The 18,264-nt window shown below is 68.9% G+C and carries 12 protein-coding genes; 7 read left to right on the top strand and 5 right to left on the bottom strand.

Going from position 1 to position 18,264, the window contains the following annotated elements; genetic code table 11:
• Positions 1-122: 122 nt before the first annotated feature.
• Genes HII28_RS18110 through HII28_RS18100 form a run of 3 tightly spaced genes read right to left on the bottom strand, consistent with a single transcriptional unit; the run spans position 123 to position 3,630 of the window.
• Complete coding sequence (locus HII28_RS18110) at positions 123-1,067, bottom strand: NAD-dependent epimerase/dehydratase family protein (RefSeq protein WP_170027275.1); 945 nt, start codon at positions 1,065-1,067, stop codon at positions 123-125.
• Positions 1,064-2,179: a bile acid:sodium symporter gene (locus HII28_RS18105; protein ID WP_170027274.1), complete on the bottom strand. Its 1,116-nt coding sequence runs from the start codon at positions 2,177-2,179 to the stop codon at positions 1,064-1,066. Before HII28_RS18105 ends, HII28_RS18110 begins: the two co-directional genes overlap by 4 nt.
• A complete protein-coding gene (locus tag HII28_RS18100; RefSeq protein WP_346769405.1) occupies positions 2,176-3,630 on the bottom strand; it encodes an NAD(P)-binding domain-containing protein in 1,455 nt (484 codons plus the stop codon). Before HII28_RS18100 ends, HII28_RS18105 begins: the two co-directional genes overlap by 4 nt.
• A gap of 482 nt (positions 3,631-4,112) precedes the next feature.
• On the opposite strand from HII28_RS18100, the gene HII28_RS18095 reads away from it, so the two are divergent.
• The 3 genes from HII28_RS18095 to HII28_RS18085 all read left to right on the top strand — a co-directional run bounded on the left by HII28_RS18095 (position 4,113) and on the right by HII28_RS18085 (position 9,207).
• Positions 4,113-7,178 (top strand): DNA polymerase III subunit gamma and tau, encoded by a 3,066-nt coding sequence (locus HII28_RS18095; protein ID WP_170027272.1) that lies wholly within the window; start codon positions 4,113-4,115, stop codon positions 7,176-7,178.
• A 9-nt stretch (positions 7,179-7,187) separates the two neighbouring features.
• Entirely contained in the window at positions 7,188-7,784 is a 597-nt protein-coding gene (recR, locus tag HII28_RS18090) for a recombination mediator RecR (protein WP_170027271.1), read from the top strand.
• A gap of 145 nt (positions 7,785-7,929) precedes the next feature.
• Positions 7,930-9,207, top strand: coding sequence for a trypsin-like peptidase domain-containing protein (locus HII28_RS18085; RefSeq protein WP_205865074.1), 1,278 nt, complete (start codon positions 7,930-7,932; stop codon positions 9,205-9,207).
• Between the two features lie 65 nt (positions 9,208-9,272).
• Here the strand turns inward: HII28_RS18085 and HII28_RS18080 are convergent, their stop codons facing one another.
• Entirely contained in the window at positions 9,273-11,204 is a 1,932-nt protein-coding gene (locus HII28_RS18080) for a beta-L-arabinofuranosidase domain-containing protein (RefSeq protein WP_346769404.1), read from the bottom strand.
• Positions 11,205-11,392: 188 nt separating this feature from the next.
• On the opposite strand from HII28_RS18080, the gene HII28_RS18075 reads away from it, so the two are divergent.
• Positions 11,393-12,415, top strand: a complete 1,023-nt coding sequence (locus tag HII28_RS18075) for a LacI family DNA-binding transcriptional regulator (RefSeq protein ID WP_170027270.1) — start codon at positions 11,393-11,395, stop codon at positions 12,413-12,415.
• A 25-nt stretch (positions 12,416-12,440) separates the two neighbouring features.
• Here the strand turns inward: HII28_RS18075 and HII28_RS18070 are convergent, their stop codons facing one another.
• Positions 12,441-13,478: a LacI family DNA-binding transcriptional regulator gene (locus HII28_RS18070; protein WP_170027269.1), complete on the bottom strand. Its 1,038-nt coding sequence runs from the start codon at positions 13,476-13,478 to the stop codon at positions 12,441-12,443.
• Between the two features lie 175 nt (positions 13,479-13,653).
• Between HII28_RS18070 and HII28_RS18065 the strand changes: the two genes are divergently transcribed.
• The 3 genes from HII28_RS18065 to araA all read left to right on the top strand — a co-directional run bounded on the left by HII28_RS18065 (position 13,654) and on the right by araA (position 17,599).
• Positions 13,654-14,385 carry an L-ribulose-5-phosphate 4-epimerase gene (locus HII28_RS18065; RefSeq protein WP_170027268.1) on the top strand — a complete coding sequence of 244 codons (732 nt, stop codon included), beginning with the start codon at positions 13,654-13,656 and terminating at the stop codon, positions 14,383-14,385.
• Positions 14,382-16,001, top strand: a complete 1,620-nt coding sequence (locus tag HII28_RS18060) for an FGGY-family carbohydrate kinase (RefSeq protein WP_170027267.1) — start codon at positions 14,382-14,384, stop codon at positions 15,999-16,001. Before HII28_RS18065 ends, HII28_RS18060 begins: the two co-directional genes overlap by 4 nt.
• Before the next feature lie 74 nt (positions 16,002-16,075).
• Positions 16,076-17,599 carry an L-arabinose isomerase gene (araA, locus tag HII28_RS18055; RefSeq protein ID WP_170027266.1) on the top strand — a complete coding sequence of 508 codons (1,524 nt, stop codon included), beginning with the start codon at positions 16,076-16,078 and terminating at the stop codon, positions 17,597-17,599.
• Positions 17,600-18,264: the final 665 nt, after the last annotated feature.

The raw sequence follows: 18,264 nt of genomic DNA, 5'->3' as shown, positions 1-18,264 counted from the left end.
TGAGTGTTCCAGGGTCGATCCCGCCGTCGCATCGGCGGGGCGCGGGCTTCTCAGTCGTGGCGCAGCCAGCGAGGCGCGCGCCGTCGGCCACCCGCTGATTCGGATGGCGCGAACGCGTGCTGTCAGCGCGCCCGCTGCTCCAGGTACGCGTCGAACGCCTCAGGGCTCGTCTTCTGCGGCGTGTAGCCCAGCACGGTCTTGAGCCGGGCGTTGTCGAGCACCGGCCGGTAGCGGAGGAATCCGACGCGCTCCGGTCCGTGCACCGTCAGGTGCAGTGCGTGCCCCACCCGCAGCACCCCGGCGAGCAGGCCCGCAGGCACAGCGATCGTCCTCTTGCCGAGGCGAGCGGCGATCTCGGGCACGGTCAGGCATCCGTCGCCGGCGACGTTGAACGTCCCCGTGACATCTCCGGTGGCTCCGGCGACGATCGCTCCCACGACGTCGTCCACCCACACGAACACGAACGGGCTGTCCGAGCCGCGAACGACCAGGAGACGCGGGGCGTCCCACAGCGCCGTGATCTGGTTCTTCACCGTCGGCCCGAGGATCGTACCGATCCGCAGCACGACCTGTCCGAGCTCGGGATGCTGCGACCGGTAGTGCGCGAGCAGCTCCTCGACGAGTCGCTTGTGCCGCGAGTAGCTGAACTCGTCGTTGCCGCGTACGGGGTCGTCCTCGGTGAGCCACTCCGCGTTGTCCGCGTGGTATCCGTACGCTGCGCCGGAGGACGACACGACGATGCGCGTCACGCCGCCGGCGACAGCAGCCTCGAGCACATTGCGGGTACCACCCACGTCGACCCGGTACTCGACCTCTTCGCTGAGCGTTCCGGGGTTCACGATCGCGGCGAGATGCACGATCGTGTCGATGTCGTGGTGAGCGATGACGGATGCCACACTCGCCGCATTCGTCACGTCGCACGTCTCGTAGACCGCGCCGTCGATCGGGTGCTCGGGGCTCCTGATGTCGCCCGCGACCACCACGGCGACGGCGGGATGCCCGGCAAGCGCGCGCACCGCGCTGGATCCGAGGAAACCGCTGCCACCCGTGACCAGCACGCGCCTCATGCCGGATCCCCCTCTCCGCCGTCGGCGGCTGGTCGGTTGTGAGAAGCCTCCGCCGATGCAGCCCTCCCGACGCCGCTGGTTGCGCCTTGGCTCCCAGAGGCTGCGCCGGCGCGCCGCCTCCGCGGCACCCTCATGTCGTTGGGGAGCGAAACCACGCCATCGGGTCCGCCGGCCGGGGCCGCCGAAAGCTGTCGGCCACCCGCGCCGCGCGCATCCTTACGCCTGGTGTGCCATCCCCAGGCGGTGGCGACCACGAGGCCGGCGATGATGTCCCAGATGCCCCACCAGCCGGCAACGACGGCCATGCCGCCGAGCCCGCCGAAGAACGTGAAGATGAGGCCGAGTCCCAGGGCCGAATTGCGGATGCCCACCTCGAACGTGATGGCCTTGCGCTCCCGAACGCCGAGCCCGCCGATGCGCGCGCTGGCGTAGCCGAGCGCGAGAGCAACGGCGTCGTGCAGGAACACGACGATGAGCACGACGCCGATCACCTCGACGAAGACCGCCCAGTTGCCGGCGAGCGCTGCGACGATGAAGCCGACGAGTCCGAGGAGGCTGATCCACCGCGCATACGGGTGCACCTTGCCCGCGAACCTCGGCCATCTGTTCCTGATGAACAGCCCGAGTACGAACGGCACGCCGATCACGAGCAGGATCTCGAGCACCATCTGCACGACGTTGACGTTCACCTGCTCGAGGATCCCGCGCGCGGTCGGATGCAGGTTGCCCCAGATGGCGACGTTGAGCGGCAGCACGAAGATGTAGATCACGTTCGACACCGCTGTCATGGAGACGGACAGCGCCACGTTGCCGCCAGAGCGGTAGGTGAGCACCTGCGAGATGTTGCCGGGCGGGCAGCATGCCACGAGGATCATGCCGAGCGCGATGGATGCCTGCACGTTGAGTATCAGCGTCAGGCAGAAGGTGACGGCCGGCAGCAGCACGATCTGCGCGACGAGCGCGATGATCATGGCCTTCGGCGCCTTGAGCACGGCCTTGAAGTCCTCGAGCTTCGTGTCCAGCGCGATGCCGAACATGATCAGGCCGAGCACGACGTCGAGGGCGATCAGGGATCCGGGCGCGAAGCTGACATTGACGGAGTCGACGTTCATCGTGCGGAGCCCTTCTGTGCTGCATCCTTCTGCGCTGCGGCGGTGCGTGCCGCGTCGGTGCGCGCGGCGTCCGTCCGTGCGGTGCCGGTCGGCGCCGACGGCCGACCGGTCGCATCCGTCGCCGGTGAGACCGGCCGCGCCTGTGTCGTCCGCGAGAGCGCGTCGCGGTGGGCTCGCACCTGGCGACGGTAGGCGTCCTTGTTCACGTAGTACGACATCCGCTCGAGTCCGAGGTAGTGGTAGCCGCCGCTCAGGTCCGGCCACGGCTTCGTCACGCGCTCTCGGAAAACGGATGCCGCATCCGGCATATCTCGCGCGCTCGCCAGGTAGGCGGCGAGGAGCTCCGCCTGCTCGGCGCGTCCCTGCCAGCCGATCCCTGACGCCTCGATCATGCCGAGCACATACAGCCCGTTGAAGGAGGCCGGGAAGATGTTGAGGTACAGCGAGGGCGCGGCGCCGTTCCAGTCGAGGTGAGAGCGATCAACGAAGGGATAGTCCAGCTTGTATCCCGTCGCGAGCATGACCAAGTCATAGCCCTCGCTGCTGCCGTCGCTGAAGTGCACCGTGCTGCCATCGAATCGCTCGATGTCCGGCTTGACCCGCAGATCGCCCTGTCCGAGGTGGTTCAGCACCAGCGTGTTGACGATCGGATGCGACTCGTAGATCTTGTAGTCCGGCTTCGGGAAGCCGAACTTCACCGGATCCCCGGTGAAGGCGCGCAGCACGCGGGTGTCGATGAACTGCTTGATCCGTGCTGGCAGCGGACGCCCCTGGTTCAACGTGTCGGACGGCTTGCCGAAGAGGTACCGCGGCACGAAGTAGTAGCCGCGGCGCACGCTCAAGTCGACGGATGCCGCGTGGTGCACCGCATCCACTGCGATGTCGCAGCCGGAGTTGCCGGCACCGACGATGAGCACACGCTTGCCGTGGAACACCGATGCCTTCTTGTATGCACTCGTGTGCATGAGTTCTCCGGTGAACTCGCCCGGGAAGGTCGGTACGTTCGGCTTGGAGAGCGTGCCGTTGGCGAGCACGACCGAGGCGTAGCGACCGGTGCTCGACTCGCCATCCGGTGCCTGCGCCGTCACATCCCATCCGCTCGCGCCGGAGGCGTCACCGTCGGCAGGCGTGACCGCGGTGACAGTGGTGGAGAAGCGGATGCGCCGCCGCAGGTCGTACGCGTCGGCGTACGCCCGGAAGTACCGCATGAGCTCGCGATGGCCCGGGTAGTCGGTCGTCGAATCCATGGGGAACTCGGCGAACTCGGTCGTGGTGCGCGAGGAGATGAGGTGCGCCGACTCGTAGACGGTCGAGCGCGGATTCTCGATGTTCCAGAGGCCACCGACGTCGGTGCCGGCCTCGAAGACGTCGACCTCGAACCCGGCCTTGGTCAGTGCCCGGGCACCGGCGAGCCCGGATGGGCCGGCACCGATGACGGCGATGTGCTGCACGAAGACTCCGATATCTGCCGCCGCGTTCGGGTTTCGCGGGCGACACGTCAGCATAAAACGCCTGATGGAGGCGCGAAGAATCGGGAGGGCGTCGCCAATCGCATTCTCGGATGCAACAAAAGAGGCACGAGGGTGGGGCGCGGAATTCGGACGCGCCGCGCCATGCGCACAGTGCCGGGGCGTCGGGTCGAGACGGTTCGCGGCGGCGCGGTCGCGTGTGCGTGGCTGCGCCGCTCAACCCACCCAATCGGTCCCGGGAAGCATGCAAGCACGCTTCCCGGAAGCTCAATCGCGTGTGCTCGCGGCTGTGCCGCTCGACACACTCAATTGGTCCTTGGAAGCATGCAAGCACGCTTCCCGGGACCTCAATCGCGTGTGCTCGCGGCTGCGCCGCTCGACACACTCAATCGGTCCTTGGAAGCATGCAAGCACGCTTCCAAGGACCTCAATCGCGTGTCGGACGTCCCGACTACCATTGGGGCGTGGTCACCGCCCTGTATCGCCGCTATCGGCCAGAGACGTTCGCCGAGATGATCGGCCAGTCGCAGGTGACCGAGCCTCTCATGACGGCACTGCGCACGAATCGCGTGAATCACGCCTATCTGTTCAGCGGCCCGCGCGGCTGCGGCAAGACCACGAGTGCACGCATCCTGGCCCGCTGCCTGAACTGCGCTGAGGGGCCGACCGACACTCCGTGCGGAAAGTGCGAGAGCTGCATCGAGCTGGGCCGCGGCGGGCAGGGATCCCTCGACGTCGTCGAGATCGATGCCGCCAGCCACAACGGTGTCGACGACGCGCGCGACATCCGCGAGCGGGCCATCTTCGCCCCGGCCCGTGACCGCTACAAGATCTTCATCCTTGACGAGGCGCACATGGTGACGCCCCAGGGCTTCAACGCGCTGCTCAAGATCGTGGAGGAGCCGCCGGAGCACGTGAAGTTCATCTTCGCGACGACCGAGCCCGACAAGGTGATCGGCACCATCCGTTCGCGAACCCACCACTACCCGTTCCGGCTCGTCCCGCCAGCGCAGATGCTCGACTACGTCCAACAGCTCTGCGAGAGCGAGCACATGTCGGTGGCGCCCGGTGTACTGCCGCTCGTCGTGCGCGCCGGCGGCGGGTCACCGCGTGACACGCTCTCGCTGCTGGACCAGCTGATCGCCGGATCCGAGGGCGACACCATCGAGTACGAGCGCGCCGTCGCGCTGCTCGGCTACACGCACGCCGCGCTGCTCGACGAGGTGGTGGATGCCGTCGGCGCGCAGGATGCCGCGAGCGCGTTCGCCGCAGTGGACAGAGTCATCCAGACCGGGCAGGATCCGAGGCGTTTCGTCGAAGACCTCCTCGAGCGCCTTCGCGACCTCATCATCGTGGCCGCCACGTCTCCTGATGCAGCAGCAGCCGTGCTCCGCGGCACGCCGCAGGAGGAGCTGGACCGCATGTCGGTGCAGGCGCGCGCGTTCGGATCGGCCGAGCTCTCGCGGTGCGCGGACATCGTCAACGCGGCACTCACCGAGATGACCGGTGCGACCTCGCCCAGGCTTCACCTGGAGCTGATGCTGGCCCGCACGCTGGTGCCGGCATCCGATGCCACGGAGCGCGGAGCGCTGGCCCGCGTCGAACGGCTGGAACGGCGCGTCGGCGTCGAGGGCTCGACGGCGGGTGGCGCGTCCTCGTCCGCAGGCACGTCGACACCGCCCGCCGCGCAACCTCAGCGAGCGGCGTCCGCGACGGCTCCCGTCGGTCCTTCCGGCCAGGGCGCTGCACCCGCCGCCACTGCTCCCGGGGCAGCACAGGAGCGCGCCACGCAGCGACCGGCCGCATCACCGGCACCGGCGCGCGAGCCTGCACCGGCCGCCGCGAACCACGCAGAGTCCGCGGCTGCCGCGTGGTCGGCTCACGCGCCGAGCACCTCGCCGGCGCCCGGCCAGAGCGGATCGACTGGAAGCCGGGCCGACGAGCGGGCCGAGTCGCCCTCGGCGGCTTCGACGTCGAGCGCCGACACTTCCTCGCCGTCCCGGCCCAATCCGTCGTCCGCGGCAACGACCTCGCCCCCTGCTGCGCCGGCCACGGATCCCGCTGTGGCACAGGCTGCGGCCTTCGCAGCTGCGGCCGCCGCCAAGAAGGGCACGGCTCCCGTGTCGGGCGGATCCGCGTCCGGCTGGGCGACCCCCGGCGTAACGGACGACGCGGCTGCACCGGTGGTCGCGCCCGTGACGACTCAGCAGGTCAGGGACGCCTGGCCCGAGATCCTCGAAGCCGTCGAAGAGGCGAGCAGGACCGCGTGGACCGTCGTCTACACCGCGACCGTCCGTTCCCTCGACGGCGACGTCCTCTCCCTCTCCTTCCCGAGCGCCAACGACGTCGACAGCTTCCGCGGAACGCCGGGGGCGACGGATGCCGCCAGCGAGGTTCTCCGCAACGCCATCGTCGATCTGCTCGGCGTCAAGGTGAAGTTCGTCGCCAAGCCGGCAGGATCCGACGGTGGCGCGGGCGGACTCGGACACGGTGGTCCGGCCCAGGGCGGACCAGCTCAGGGCGGACCGGCCCAGGGTGGTTCAGCTCAGGGTGGTTCAGCCCAGAGCGGCCAGGCGACGAGCCCATCAGCAGCGCAGAACCGTCCAGAAGGTGCGGGACCGACGTCCGGCGGTCCTGCCCAGGGCGGACGCGCAGGCGGCGGCGGCGGCCAGGGTGCTCCTGGATCGGATGCCGGCACCCGCGACCCGCAGGCCCCGTCCCGGCAGCCGCAGCAGGCGTCCGCTCCGAGCGACGGGCCTGCTGCGGGCGTCTCACGTCCGTCGCCTTCGCGCCAGGGTGCTGCACGGCCGTCGGTGGCCTCCGCGACGTCGGCAGGATGGGAGACCGTCGCGATCCCCGGCGCAGCGACAGCGGTGCTCGAGCGTCCGCAGGAGAGTGCTTCCGACACCCGGCCGTCCGAGGTCGAACATTCGGCAGGCGCCTCCGCGAGCGCGACGGATCCCGCCGCTCGCACGGCGTCCGCCTCGTCTACTGAGGACGGCCTGGATCCGCGGCCCGCGGTAGCGCCGTCCACGGATACGGACGACGAGGGCTGGTACGTCGGTCCCGACGCCCCCGACGACGAGGAGCCCCCGTTCCCCGACGACGGAGGCGCCGGCGGCGCGGCTGTCGGCAGCGACGACGGCGGCACCAAGGCCGATCTGCGCACCGAAGCCGCCGCGGCGGACACGGTCCCTTCGACACCGGCGAAGACGATACCCACGCCGACGTCGGCGAATCCGGCCGGCCAGTCGGCGCCCGTATCCGCTCCCGCAAGCGGCGGAGCCGCATCATCGACGCCGAGCGGCGAGGTGGATGCCGGTTCGGCGGCAACGGCGTCGTCGAGCCGCAACGATCGGGCGTCGAGCCGAAACGACCAGGGCGCGAGCCGGGCCAAGGCATCCGTCGGATTCCGCGAGCCCGCACGGTACGGCGAGGCCGTCGTGCGCGAGCTGCTCGGTGCGAAGTTCATCGAGGAGCAAGAGGTGTCCCAGCCGGGTCAGTCCGGCTCCTCCGGCTGGTCCAGGTAGGAGGCGACCGTGTACGAAGGTGTCGTCCAGGATCTGATCGACGAACTCGGCCGCTTGCCCGGCGTCGGGCCGAAGTCTGCGCAGCGCATCGCGTTCTACATTCTCCAGACGGAGAGCTACGACCCGTCGCGGCTGGCGGATGTGCTCACCACGGTCCGCGACAAAGTGCGGTTCTGCGAGATCTGCGGAAATGTCAGCGAACAGGCCACCTGCTCCATCTGCCGTGATCCGCGGCGGGATCAGAGCCTCATCTGCGTGGTCGAAGAGGCGAAGGACGTCGTGGCCATCGAGCGCACGAGGGAGTTCCGAGGCCTCTACCACGTGCTCGGCGGCGCGATCAGCCCCATCCAGGGCATCGGACCGGACCAGCTGCGCATCCGCCAGCTCATGACCCGTCTCGCGGATGCCTCGGTGCGCGAGGTCATCATCGCCACGAACCCCAACGTGGAGGGCGAGGCGACGGCCGCCTACCTCAGCAGGATGCTCCAGGCGATGGAGGTGCGGGTCACCAGGCTGGCATCCGGCCTGCCCGTCGGCGGCGACCTCGAGTACGCGGACGAGGTCACCCTGGGCCGTGCCTTCGAAGGACGTCGTCTCGTCGGCTGACGGGCATTGCTGATGAGCACTGGCCGGCACGGCGAATAGCCCGGAATCGGCGAGAAGCGGGCCCGTCGGTCGCACTACAGTCGTAACGGCGGGGCCGTGCGCACGTGGTCGACGGGTTCCGTCAGTGACATCGGGGGGATGCACGATGAGCGATCCGCAGTCCACGCCGCCGAGCGGCGACCAACAGCGTGACGGTGCGGCGCCGGAGGTACCGAACGGTCGCGGCGCAGCGTCGACGCCGGCGGCCGCTCCTGCCGCGAGCGATGCATCACACGCAGCAGCCGCGACGGCGGCGGCCGCTCCCGCACCCGGTGGGGACGGAAGGGCACGGTCCGGAGTTCCTGCCTGGCTGGTCTGGGTGATCGCGGCGGTGATCGCCGTCGTCTTGGGCTTCGGCGCAGGGTGGTTCGGCGCGTGGATCTCGGGAGCACGCACATCCTCGTCTTCGGGGTCGACCGGTACGGCGAGCGGATCTGCCGGCGGTTCCTGCAACTCGGTGACCGTCGCCGACGAGGTGCTGCCCACCATCGTCACGATCAACGTCGCGGCACCTGGTGGCAGCAGCGTCGGGAGCGGCGAGATCATCCGTCACGACGGTTACATCGTGACCAACAATCACGTCATCTCGGCGGCCGCGAACGGCGGTGTCGTCGCAGTGACCTTCTCGAACGGCCACCGCGAGCAGGCCAAGATCGTGGGACGCGACCCGCAGTCCGATCTCGCCGTGCTCAAGGTGAGCGCCGATTCACAGTTGCCGACCATCGAGCTCGGCAACAGCGAGAAGGTCGTCGTCGGACAGCCCGTCGTGGCGCTCGGCGCACCGCTGGGCCTCTCCAGCACGGTCACGGCCGGCATCGTGAGCGCGCTCGGGCGCAACGTTCCGGTGCCGAGCGACAACGGGAGCACCGCCATCCTCGCCGGCGCGATCCAGACGGATGCCTCCATCAACCCCGGCAATTCCGGTGGCGCCCTCGTGGACTGCCGCGGCCACCTCATCGGGGTGAACACGGCCATCTCGACGGTGCCGAATTCCGAGGGCGTCGGGGGAGGCGGATCCGTCGGCATCGGATTCGCGATCCCGGTCAACCTCGCCATGCGCATCGCCAACCAGCTCATCGAAACGGGCGAGGTCGCCTATCCGTACTTCGGTGTGGAGGTCACGCCTATCCCGGCGGCGGTCGCCGAACGATGGGGGATCGAGGACGGCCTCTACATCCAGTCCGTCGACCCGAAGGGATCCGCTGCCGCAGCGGGGTTGCAGGTGGGCGATATCGTCACGAAGATCGACGGACGACCTGCCACGAACTCGGACGTCATCACGGAACTCATGCTGACGAAGAAGGCGGGTGATCAGGTGCAGGTCACATATGTGCGCGACGGCACCGAGCACACCGTGACGGCCACCCTCGTCGCCCGTCCGTAGCGTCGCGGCAGGATTCGAGGCCCGGATCCGGCGCAACAGAACGCGGATCCGGACCTGTCGAGCGATCAGGCCTCGCGCAGCCAGATCCGCATGTCGGCGACGTCGCGGTTGGCCCAGGCGAAATACGGGATTCCCGTGAGCACGTTGCCGGATGTCGTGCCGACCGTCACGGTCACCAGGCCGGGCACCGTGTCGGGTCCGGCAATCGGGATGCCTGCCGCGTCGACGACACCCGAGGCGCCCGCGAGGCCTGCGGATGCGTCGGCATCGCCGTCGGCGACCGATCCAGCATCCACGATGGCCTCGTCCAGCCCGACTCCGTTCGGCTGATCGACGGCCTCGAACGCGTAGACCAGCGGTCCGCGCTCGATCGCGAGCGATCCCCGCAGGTCATCGATGCGCGCCAGCGGCCGTGCGATGCGGGGCGTCACGGGCAGGTCCAGAACGAGCACATCGCCCGGAGCGAACCTCCGCGTCACCGTTGCGTAGCCGCCGGCGGCCACCTGTGCGCCGTCGAGCGTGGCATCCGCAGCCCAGGACGGCACGCGCAGGCTCAACGCGACGGGCGAATCCGGAGCACTCTCCACGGTGACGCGCACGGCGCCGTCGAACGGGTAGCCGGTCTCGACCGTGAGCGTCAGGTCGCCGGCATCCGTCGCAGCGTGCACGGTTCCCGGAACGTACTGGTGCACTTGCACGCCGTCGGCGGAGGACGTCGCCACGTATCCGCCGAGGCTCGACAGCGTGCGCATCACGTTCGGCGGGCAGCACGCGCAGCCGAACCAGCGGTGGCGTCCGCCGACCGCTGAGCGCTCGTCGTCTGCGTGCGCGCCCTCGCGAACGTGCAGTGTGTTGACGTAGAAGTAGTCTCCGCCGCGAAGGGACACGCCAGGCAGGAACGCGTTGTACAGCATCCGCTCGATCTGATCCGCGTACGACGCCTCACCGGTGGCCAGCAGCATGCGCCAGGCCCACTGGATGGCGCCGATCGCTGCGCAGGTCTCCGCGTAGGCGCGGTCGGACGGCAGCTCGAACGGGTCGCCGAACGCCTCGCCCTCCCATCGCGATCCGAGTCCGCCCGTCAGGTACTGCTTCGTCGCGGCCATGTGGGCGTACTGGCCGGCGAGCGTGGAAACGAGCTCGCTGTCGGAGGTCTCGATGGCGACGTCCGCAGCGCCCGTCGCGAGGTAGACGGCGCGAACGGCATGTCCCTCGACGGTCGTCGCCTCGCGCACCGGAACGCGGTCGGAGAGGTAGGTCGAGTTGCCGCCGAAGCGCTCGAGGGTGCGGTGGCCGCGGGCATCCACGAACCATTCCGCGAGGTCGAGGTAGTCGCGCGTCGCGGTCTCGCGGTAGAGCTCGACGAGGGCCGTCTCGATGACCGGATGTCCGTCCACATCACCAGCAGACCCCGTCGCGGAGCGCGGTCCGAACTCGCGCACCAGGTGGTCGGCGACGCGGATCGCGACGTTCAGCAGTTCGTCGTGACCGGTCGCACGCTTCTGCGCGACCGCGGCCTGGATGAGGTGGCCGGCGCAGTAGTGCTCGTGATCGCGATCCGGACGTCCGTAGCGCTTACCCTCCCGCACGGGCACGACGGTGTTGAGGTATCCGTCGTCGTCTTGGGCGGCCGCGACCAGCTCGGTGATCGTCAGCTGGTCGGTGAGCAGCTGCTCGTTCGGCTCCCGCCCGTACTCCCACGCGGCGGCTTCCAGCCACTTGTAGACGTCGGAATCGGCGAAGATCGGGCCGAGTACCTCGCCGGTTGCGCGGCCGGCGGCGATCTCGAAGTTGCGCAGGTTGCCGGCCTCGTTGAGCTGGCGGAGGCCGTCCGGAATGGACTCGTCACGGTTCACGTGCTGTCGGCCGAGCCAGAATCCCTCGCCGATGCTCACGTCGGAGACGCCGAGCGGCCGAAGCGTCGTCTGCGCCAGCGGATGCGCAGGGCCGGGGATTCCGTCGGTGCGGCGGACGGTGTCGTAGGTGGTGTCGGTCACGGTTGGATCCTCGTCGAGAAAGCAGGAAAGTTCCGGAAATGTTCTGGAACAAGTTCAAATCTAACGATGGCACCATAGCCGGTCAAGGCGGACTGCCCTGATATCGTGAGGAGCAGAGCGGGTCCAAGCAATGCGGAAAGTGTTTCCGGATCCGATCCGCGGAAGCCTGGACGGAGCTGGAGGGCCCGATGCACGAGACACCTGGCGTGGTGCCCGCGCCGCGGTTGGTGCGGATCGCGGACGTCGCTGCCGAGGCCGGTGTGTCGTCTGCGACGGTCTCCAAGGTGCTGGGCAACACGGGGCAGCTGCGTGATGACACGCGACAGCGCGTGCGTGAGGCCGCCGAACGTCTTGGATTCACGGCGCGCGCCCGCGAGAGGGAGTCGACAGGCAGCATCACCGTTGCGCTTCTCACCGGTGATTCCGTCGGCCGGTTCAGCCTCCCCATTCTGCTCGGCGCCGAGAATGCGCTCAGCCTCGGCCAGATCATGGTGCTGCTGTGCGACACCCGCGACGATCCGCTCCGGGAGCAGTACTACCTGGACCGTCTTGCCGAGCAGAACGTCGACGGCATCATCGTCACGGGCGGACCGACGAATCCGCGTACGAGCCTGCGCACCGACCTCCCGGTCGTCTATGCGCATGCCCCGTCGACCGGGGCCGGTGACACGTCCGTCATCGCCGACGACGAGCGGGGCGCGCGCCTCCTGTACGACCACCTGACCACCCTGGGCCGGGTGCGTATCGCTCACGTGACGGGGCCGTCCGATCAGCGCAGTGCGCGCGTGCGAGCGGATGCCACTCTCGCGGCAGCAGACGCGAGAGGCCTCTCCCTCGCCCATGAGCCCCTGTTCGGTGCGTGGACCGAGGCATGGGGCAGGGCTGCCGCAGACATCCTGCTCGACCATGCGGAGACGGCGCCGGATGCCATCACCTGCGGCAACGATCAGATCGCGCGCGGAGTGGCGGAGCGGCTGCGCGAGCGCGGCGTCGGGGTGCCCGACGACATCGCGATCACCGGATTCGACGACTGGGACGTCGTGGTGGAGGGATGTCGTCCGCCGCTCACGACGATCGACAGACGGCTCGGCGAGATCGGCCGGCGGTCAGCGGAGCTCCTGCTGGACGCGATCGGCGGCTCCGCGCATCCGGGGATCGAACTCGTGGAACCGCGACTCGTCGCGCGAGGGTCGACGCTCGGCGTGGTCTGAGGCGGAATGCTGCGCCCGCAGCGACTCACCTTCCGCCGACGGGCATGGTGGATGCGCGCACGACGAGTTTCGGAGGCACCGGCATCCCGGCCGCGCTCTCGTCGCCGCCCATTCGTGCCAGCAGAGCTGACATGGCACGGCGGCCGAGCTCGGCGAAGTCCTGGCGGATCGTGGTGAGCGGCGGCAGATAATGCGCGGCTTCCGGCACGTCGTCGAACCCGACAACGGACAGATCGGCTGGCACGCGAACGCCGCGCTCCGCCGCCGCATGGATGAGCCCGAGCGCCATCTGGTCGTTCGCACAGAACACAGCACTCACGTCGTGTTCTCGCAGAGCCTGGTACGCGAGGTAGCCGGACTCGGCGGTCCAGTCGCCAGGTACGACGACGGCTGGTTCGATCCCGGATGCGGCGAGCGTCTCGCCGAACGCCCGCGACCGCGCCTGACCGTCGACCCAGTCCGATGGCCCTGCGACCATCGCGATGCTGGTGTGCCCGAGCGTGAGCAGGTGCCGGGTCGCGAGCGTGGCGCCCAGGGAGTTGTCGACGGAGAGCCCGAGGTCGCCCGCCACGCGATCGGACTGCAGCAGTGCGATCGGGATGGGAGTGCGCAGCGACGCGATCACCCCGGCGGTGCGTGCGTGCGGCGCCAGGACGACGATGCCCTCCACGTCTTCGTCGATCAGGTGCTCGATCGCGTCGCGCAGCGAGGCCTCCTCCAGCGTGCGGGGACTCGCGAGCAGGGTGGCGTATCCGCGCTCGCGGGCGGCGTCCTCGAAGGCGGCCACGATGCTGGTCGGCCCGAAATAGGATCCGTACACGCTGGCGACGACGCCGACGGTCTGGCTGCGGCTCGTGACGAGACGTCGTGCCGCCTTGTTGGGCCGGTAGCCGAGCTCGGCCATCGCCGCGAGGATCCGCTCACGGGTCTCCTGGCGGATGTTGGGGTGGTCGTTAAGCACGCGCGAGACCGTCTGGTACGACACCCCGGCCACGCGCGCCACGTCGCGGATGCTCGGTGCTCGTTGACCCGGCGGTCGTCGACTGTCGGTGCTCGCGGCCATAGCGAGAGGGTACCGGTTCGTGCTGTGACCGTTTCGCGCGTTATCCGGGAAGCGAACCGCCCAACGATCTCCGCCGTGCGCGCTCGGCCGAGCGGATGGATACCGGCCCTGGCTATACTCCTCAAGCGAAACGGTCACATCGGTCGCGTCGACGCGACACGGACGGAGGAGTCCCATGTCCCCCCACCCCATCGACGGCGCCGCCCTCGACGACGACCCGGCGGTCGCGCAGACCAGAGCGGAGGTCACGGCCCTGCACGCGGAGCTCGTGCGGTACGGGCTCGTCGTCTGGACAGGCGGCAACGTGTCGGGGCGAGTTCCCGGCACCGACCTCTTCGTGATCAAGCCTTCCGGCGTCTCCTACGACGACCTGGCACCGGCGAACATGATCCTGTGCGACCTCGACGGCAACGTCGTGCCCGGCAGCGCCGGCAGCGATCGCTCGCCGTCCAGCGACATCGCGGCGCACGCGTACGTCTACCGCAACATGCCAGAGGTCGGCGGTGTCGTGCACACCCACTCCACCTACGCGGTCGCCTGGGCGGCACGCGGGGAGGAGATCCCGTGCGTCATCACGGCGATGGCCGACGAGTTCGGCGGGCCGATCCCGGTCGGGCCGTTCGCGATCATCGGCGACGACTCCATCGGCCGCGGCATCGTGGAGACGCTGACCGGCCACCGCAGCCGTGCCGTCCTCATGCAGAACCACGGTCCGTTCACTGTCGGCGTCAGCGCGAAGGACGCCGTCAAGGCGGCCGTCATGGTCGAGGATGTCGCCCGCACCGTACACATCGCGCGCCAGGGCGGCGAGCTGGTCCCCATCCCGCCGGAGGCGATCGAGCGCCTCTACGACCGCTACCAGAACGTGTACGGCCAGTCGACGGACGTCCGCAGGAGCCGGGCATGACCGCCGGCACCGACACCTCGTCAGTCTCGGAACGCGCGGCAGACGCCATCCGTTCCGGCCGCGCCGTGCTCGGCATCGAGCTCGGGTCCACGCGCATCAAGGCCTGCCTGATCGGCGACGACCCGTCAGTGACGATCGCCTCAGGCAGTCACTCGTGGGAGAACCGGTTCGTCGACAGGATGTGGACGTACACGCTCGACGACATCTGGTCGGGGCTGCAGGCCGCATACGCTGACCTGGTCGCGGATGTGCGTCGCCGCTACGACGTCGAGCTCACCTCGCTGCGCGCCATCGGGGTGTCCGCGATGATGCACGGATACCTCCCGTTCGACGCATCGGGAGAGCTGCTCGTGCCGTTCCGCACGTGGCGCAACACGACAACGGGTCCTGCCGCTGCCGAGCTCAGTGCGCTCTTCGGCGTGAACGTCCCGCTGCGTTGGTCGGTCGCGCACTACCGCCAGGCGGTTCTGGATGCCGAACCGCACGTCCCGCAGGTCGCCTTCCTGACCACGCTGGCGGGCTACGTGCACTGGAAGCTGACGGGACGCCGGGCTCTGGGCGTCGGCGACGCCTCCGGTATGTTCCCGATCGACTCCGCCACCGGCACGTACGACGCGGACCTGCTCGCCGCCTTCGACACCCTCGCCGGGGGACCAGCTCCCCTTGCAGACCTCCTTCCCGAGGTCCTCGGCGCTGGAGAATCGGCAGGGGACCTCACAGCAGAGGGCGCAGCACTGCTGGACGCGTCCGGCTCCCTTCAGCCGGGCATCCCGCTGTGTCCGCCTGAGGGCGACGCGGGTACCGGCATGGTCGCGACGAACGCGGTCGCGCCGCGCACCGGCAACGTCAGCGCCGGCACAAGCATCTTCGCGATGGTCGTGCTCGAGCGCGCTCTGAACGCATCCCATGAGGAACTCGATCTCGTGACGACGCCCTCCGGCGATCCGGTCGCCATGGTGCACTGCAACAACGGAGCCAGCGAGCTGGCGGAGTGGGCAGGGCTGTTCGGTCGGTTCGCGGAGCTGACGGGCTCTTCCATCGACTCCGATCGCGTCTTCGAACTGTTGTTCCGCGAGGCTCTGAACGGCGAAGCGGATGCCGGCGGTCTCCTCGCCTACAACTACCTCGCCGGCGAGCCGGTCACCGGCACCACCGAGGGACGTCCGCTCTTCGTGCGGACCCCGGACAGCAGCTTCACACTCGCGAACGTGATGCGGGCCCAGCTGTCCGGAGTGTTCGGCACGCTGAGCATCGGCATGCGAGTGCTCTCCGACGAAGGCGTCGCCCTCGATCGGATGCACGCCCATGGCGGCATCTTCCGCACGGCCGGCGTGGCTCAGGGCATCCTCGCTGCGGCGCTCGATGCACCCGTCGCGGTCGCCGAGACGGCGGCGGAGGGTGGCGCGTGGGGGATCGCGGTGCTCGCTGGATACCTCGCTGCCGGCGGTGCGGCATCCGGATCCTCGCTCGCCGAGTACCTGAACGAGGCGGTGTTCGCTGACGCAGCTTCCACCGTCGTCGCTCCCGACCCGGCGGATGTCGCCGGGTTCGCCGCCTACCTGGACCGCTACCGAGCAGGCCTGGACGTCGAACGCGCGGCCATCGAGGCTCTCTGAGGCCCTGCATCTGTCATCCGCTCCATCACCGACTCGCTGTCATCATCAGCTCGCTCCATCAGTAAGGAAGACCCATGACCCGCACCCCACTGACCACCTCGCTCGACGGCTACGAGATCTGGTTCCTCACCGGGAGCCAGCACCTGTACGGCCCTGAGACGCTCGCCCAGGTCGCCGACCAGTCGCGCGCGATCGCCGACCAGCTGGGCGCATCGTCAGACGTTCCCGTTCGTATCGTGTGGAAGCCGGTGCTCACCGGATCGGACGAGATCCGCCGCATCGCGCTCGAGGCCAACGCCGACGACTCCGTCATCGGCGTCATCGCCTGGATGCACACGTTCAGCCCGGCCAAGATGTGGATCGCCGGCCTCGACGCCCTGCAGAAGCCGCTGCTGCACCTGCACACGCAGGCCAACGTGGCGCTGCCGTGGAGCGAGATCGACTTCGACTTCATGAACCTCAACCAGGCGGCGCACGGCGACCGCGAGTTCGGGTACATCCAGTCACGGCTCGGTGTCGCCCGCACGACGGTCGTGGGACATGTCAGCGACCCTGCGGTGAGCGGACGCGTCGGCATCTGGGCGCGCGCTGCCGCGGGCTATGCGGCATCCCGGTCCCTCAAGCTCGCCCGCTTCGGCGACAACATGCGCTTCGTGGCCGTCACCGAGGGCGACAAGACCGAGGCGGAGCACGTGTTCGGTGTTCAGGTGAACACCTGGGGCGTCAACGAACTGGCGGATGCCGTCGCGCACGTCTCCGACACCGACATCGACGCCCTCGTGGCGGAGTACGAGGACCTGTACGACGTCGTGCCCGAGCTTCGGCGCGGGGGAGAGCGGCACCAGTCGCTGCGGGATGGCGCCGCCATCGAGCTCGGTCTCCGTTCTTTCCTCGAGGAGGGCGGCTTCGGCGCGTTCACGACCAACTTCGAAGACCTCGGTGCGCTCAAGCAGCTGCCCGGCCTCGCCGTCCAGCGGCTGATGGCCGAGGGATACGGCTTCGGCGCGGAGGGCGACTGGAAGACGGCAGTGCTCGTGCGCATCGCCAACGTGATGGGCGCTGGGCTGCCGGGTGGGGCATCCCTCATGGAGGACTACACCTACGACCTCACGCCGGGGCAGGAGCGCATCCTCGGCGCGCACATGCTCGAGGTCAGCCCATCGCTCAGCTCGGCCAAGCCGACGCTCGAGATCCACCCGCTGGGCATCGGAGGCAAGGACGACCCGGTGCGCCTGGTCTTCAATGCGGATGCCGGCCCCGCCGTCGTCGTCGCCCTCTCGGACATGCGCGACCGCTTCCGCCTCACCGCGAACGTCGTCGAGGTCGTGGCCCCGAGCGAGCCGCTGCCCAAGCTGCCCGTCGGACGCGCGGTGTGGATTCCCGAGCCCGACTTCCGCACGTCGGCCTGGGCATGGCTGCAGGCCGGCGCGGCCCACCACACGGTCATGACGAACGCCGTCGGCATCGAGGCGTGGGAGGACTACGCGCGGATGTCGGGCACCGAGCTCGTCATCATCGACAAGGACACGCGCCCCCGCGAGTTCGAGCAGCAGCTGCGCTGGAGCGCCGCGTACTACCGTCTGGCCCGCGGCATCTGAGCCTCGGGGATCCGAACCACGCGCTCGCGCGCTCAACGCGGGGACAGGCAACGACCTGTCCCCGCGTTCTGCGTCTCCTGGGCGGCGCGGGCGCCTAACAGCCGCTTCCCGGGCGACTTTCGCCGATGAGAGCAGAGCAGGTTCTCTGCCGTGCCGCGAGCATCGAAGTCCGGTCCGAAGCCGACGGCACCGGCCGTTCTGAGCCCCCGAACCGGCAGGTCGGACAAGCGTCCGACGGTGTCTTCGGCTGGCCGGTAGCCGCCCGTGAAGGGCGACACGCCCGGGCTGCGAGCGGGATTTGCTGCCCTGCGCGGTCCTGCGTAAAGTACTTACTTGTCACCCCAAAGGTGCGGAAAGCGAAAAGCTTCCGGCCTCAAGCGGGACGATCCTCAGCCGAAGAGCTACTCCTCCTGGAGGAGAGAACCACTGGCTTGAGGGCAAACATTCTCCATCGCTCCACATCCCGAACCTCGTGTTCGACGCGTGGTCGTTGGATGGATGAAGGGAAGTTGCCCCGACAAGTAGGCCGCGAGGCCGATGGTCGGGTGTGTCCGATCCTTGAGAACTCAACAGCGTGCACTATGTCATATGCCAAATAACCTCGGCACTGATGGAATCTTCGGGTTTTGTTGGTGTAGGGATTCCTTTGGATTAGATAAATATTG

The sequence above is a fragment of the Planctomonas sp. JC2975 genome (assembly GCF_012985205.1).
Lineage (GTDB): Bacteria > Actinomycetota > Actinomycetes > Actinomycetales > Microbacteriaceae > Humibacter.
This window is presented reverse-complemented; position numbering and strand designations above follow the sequence as displayed.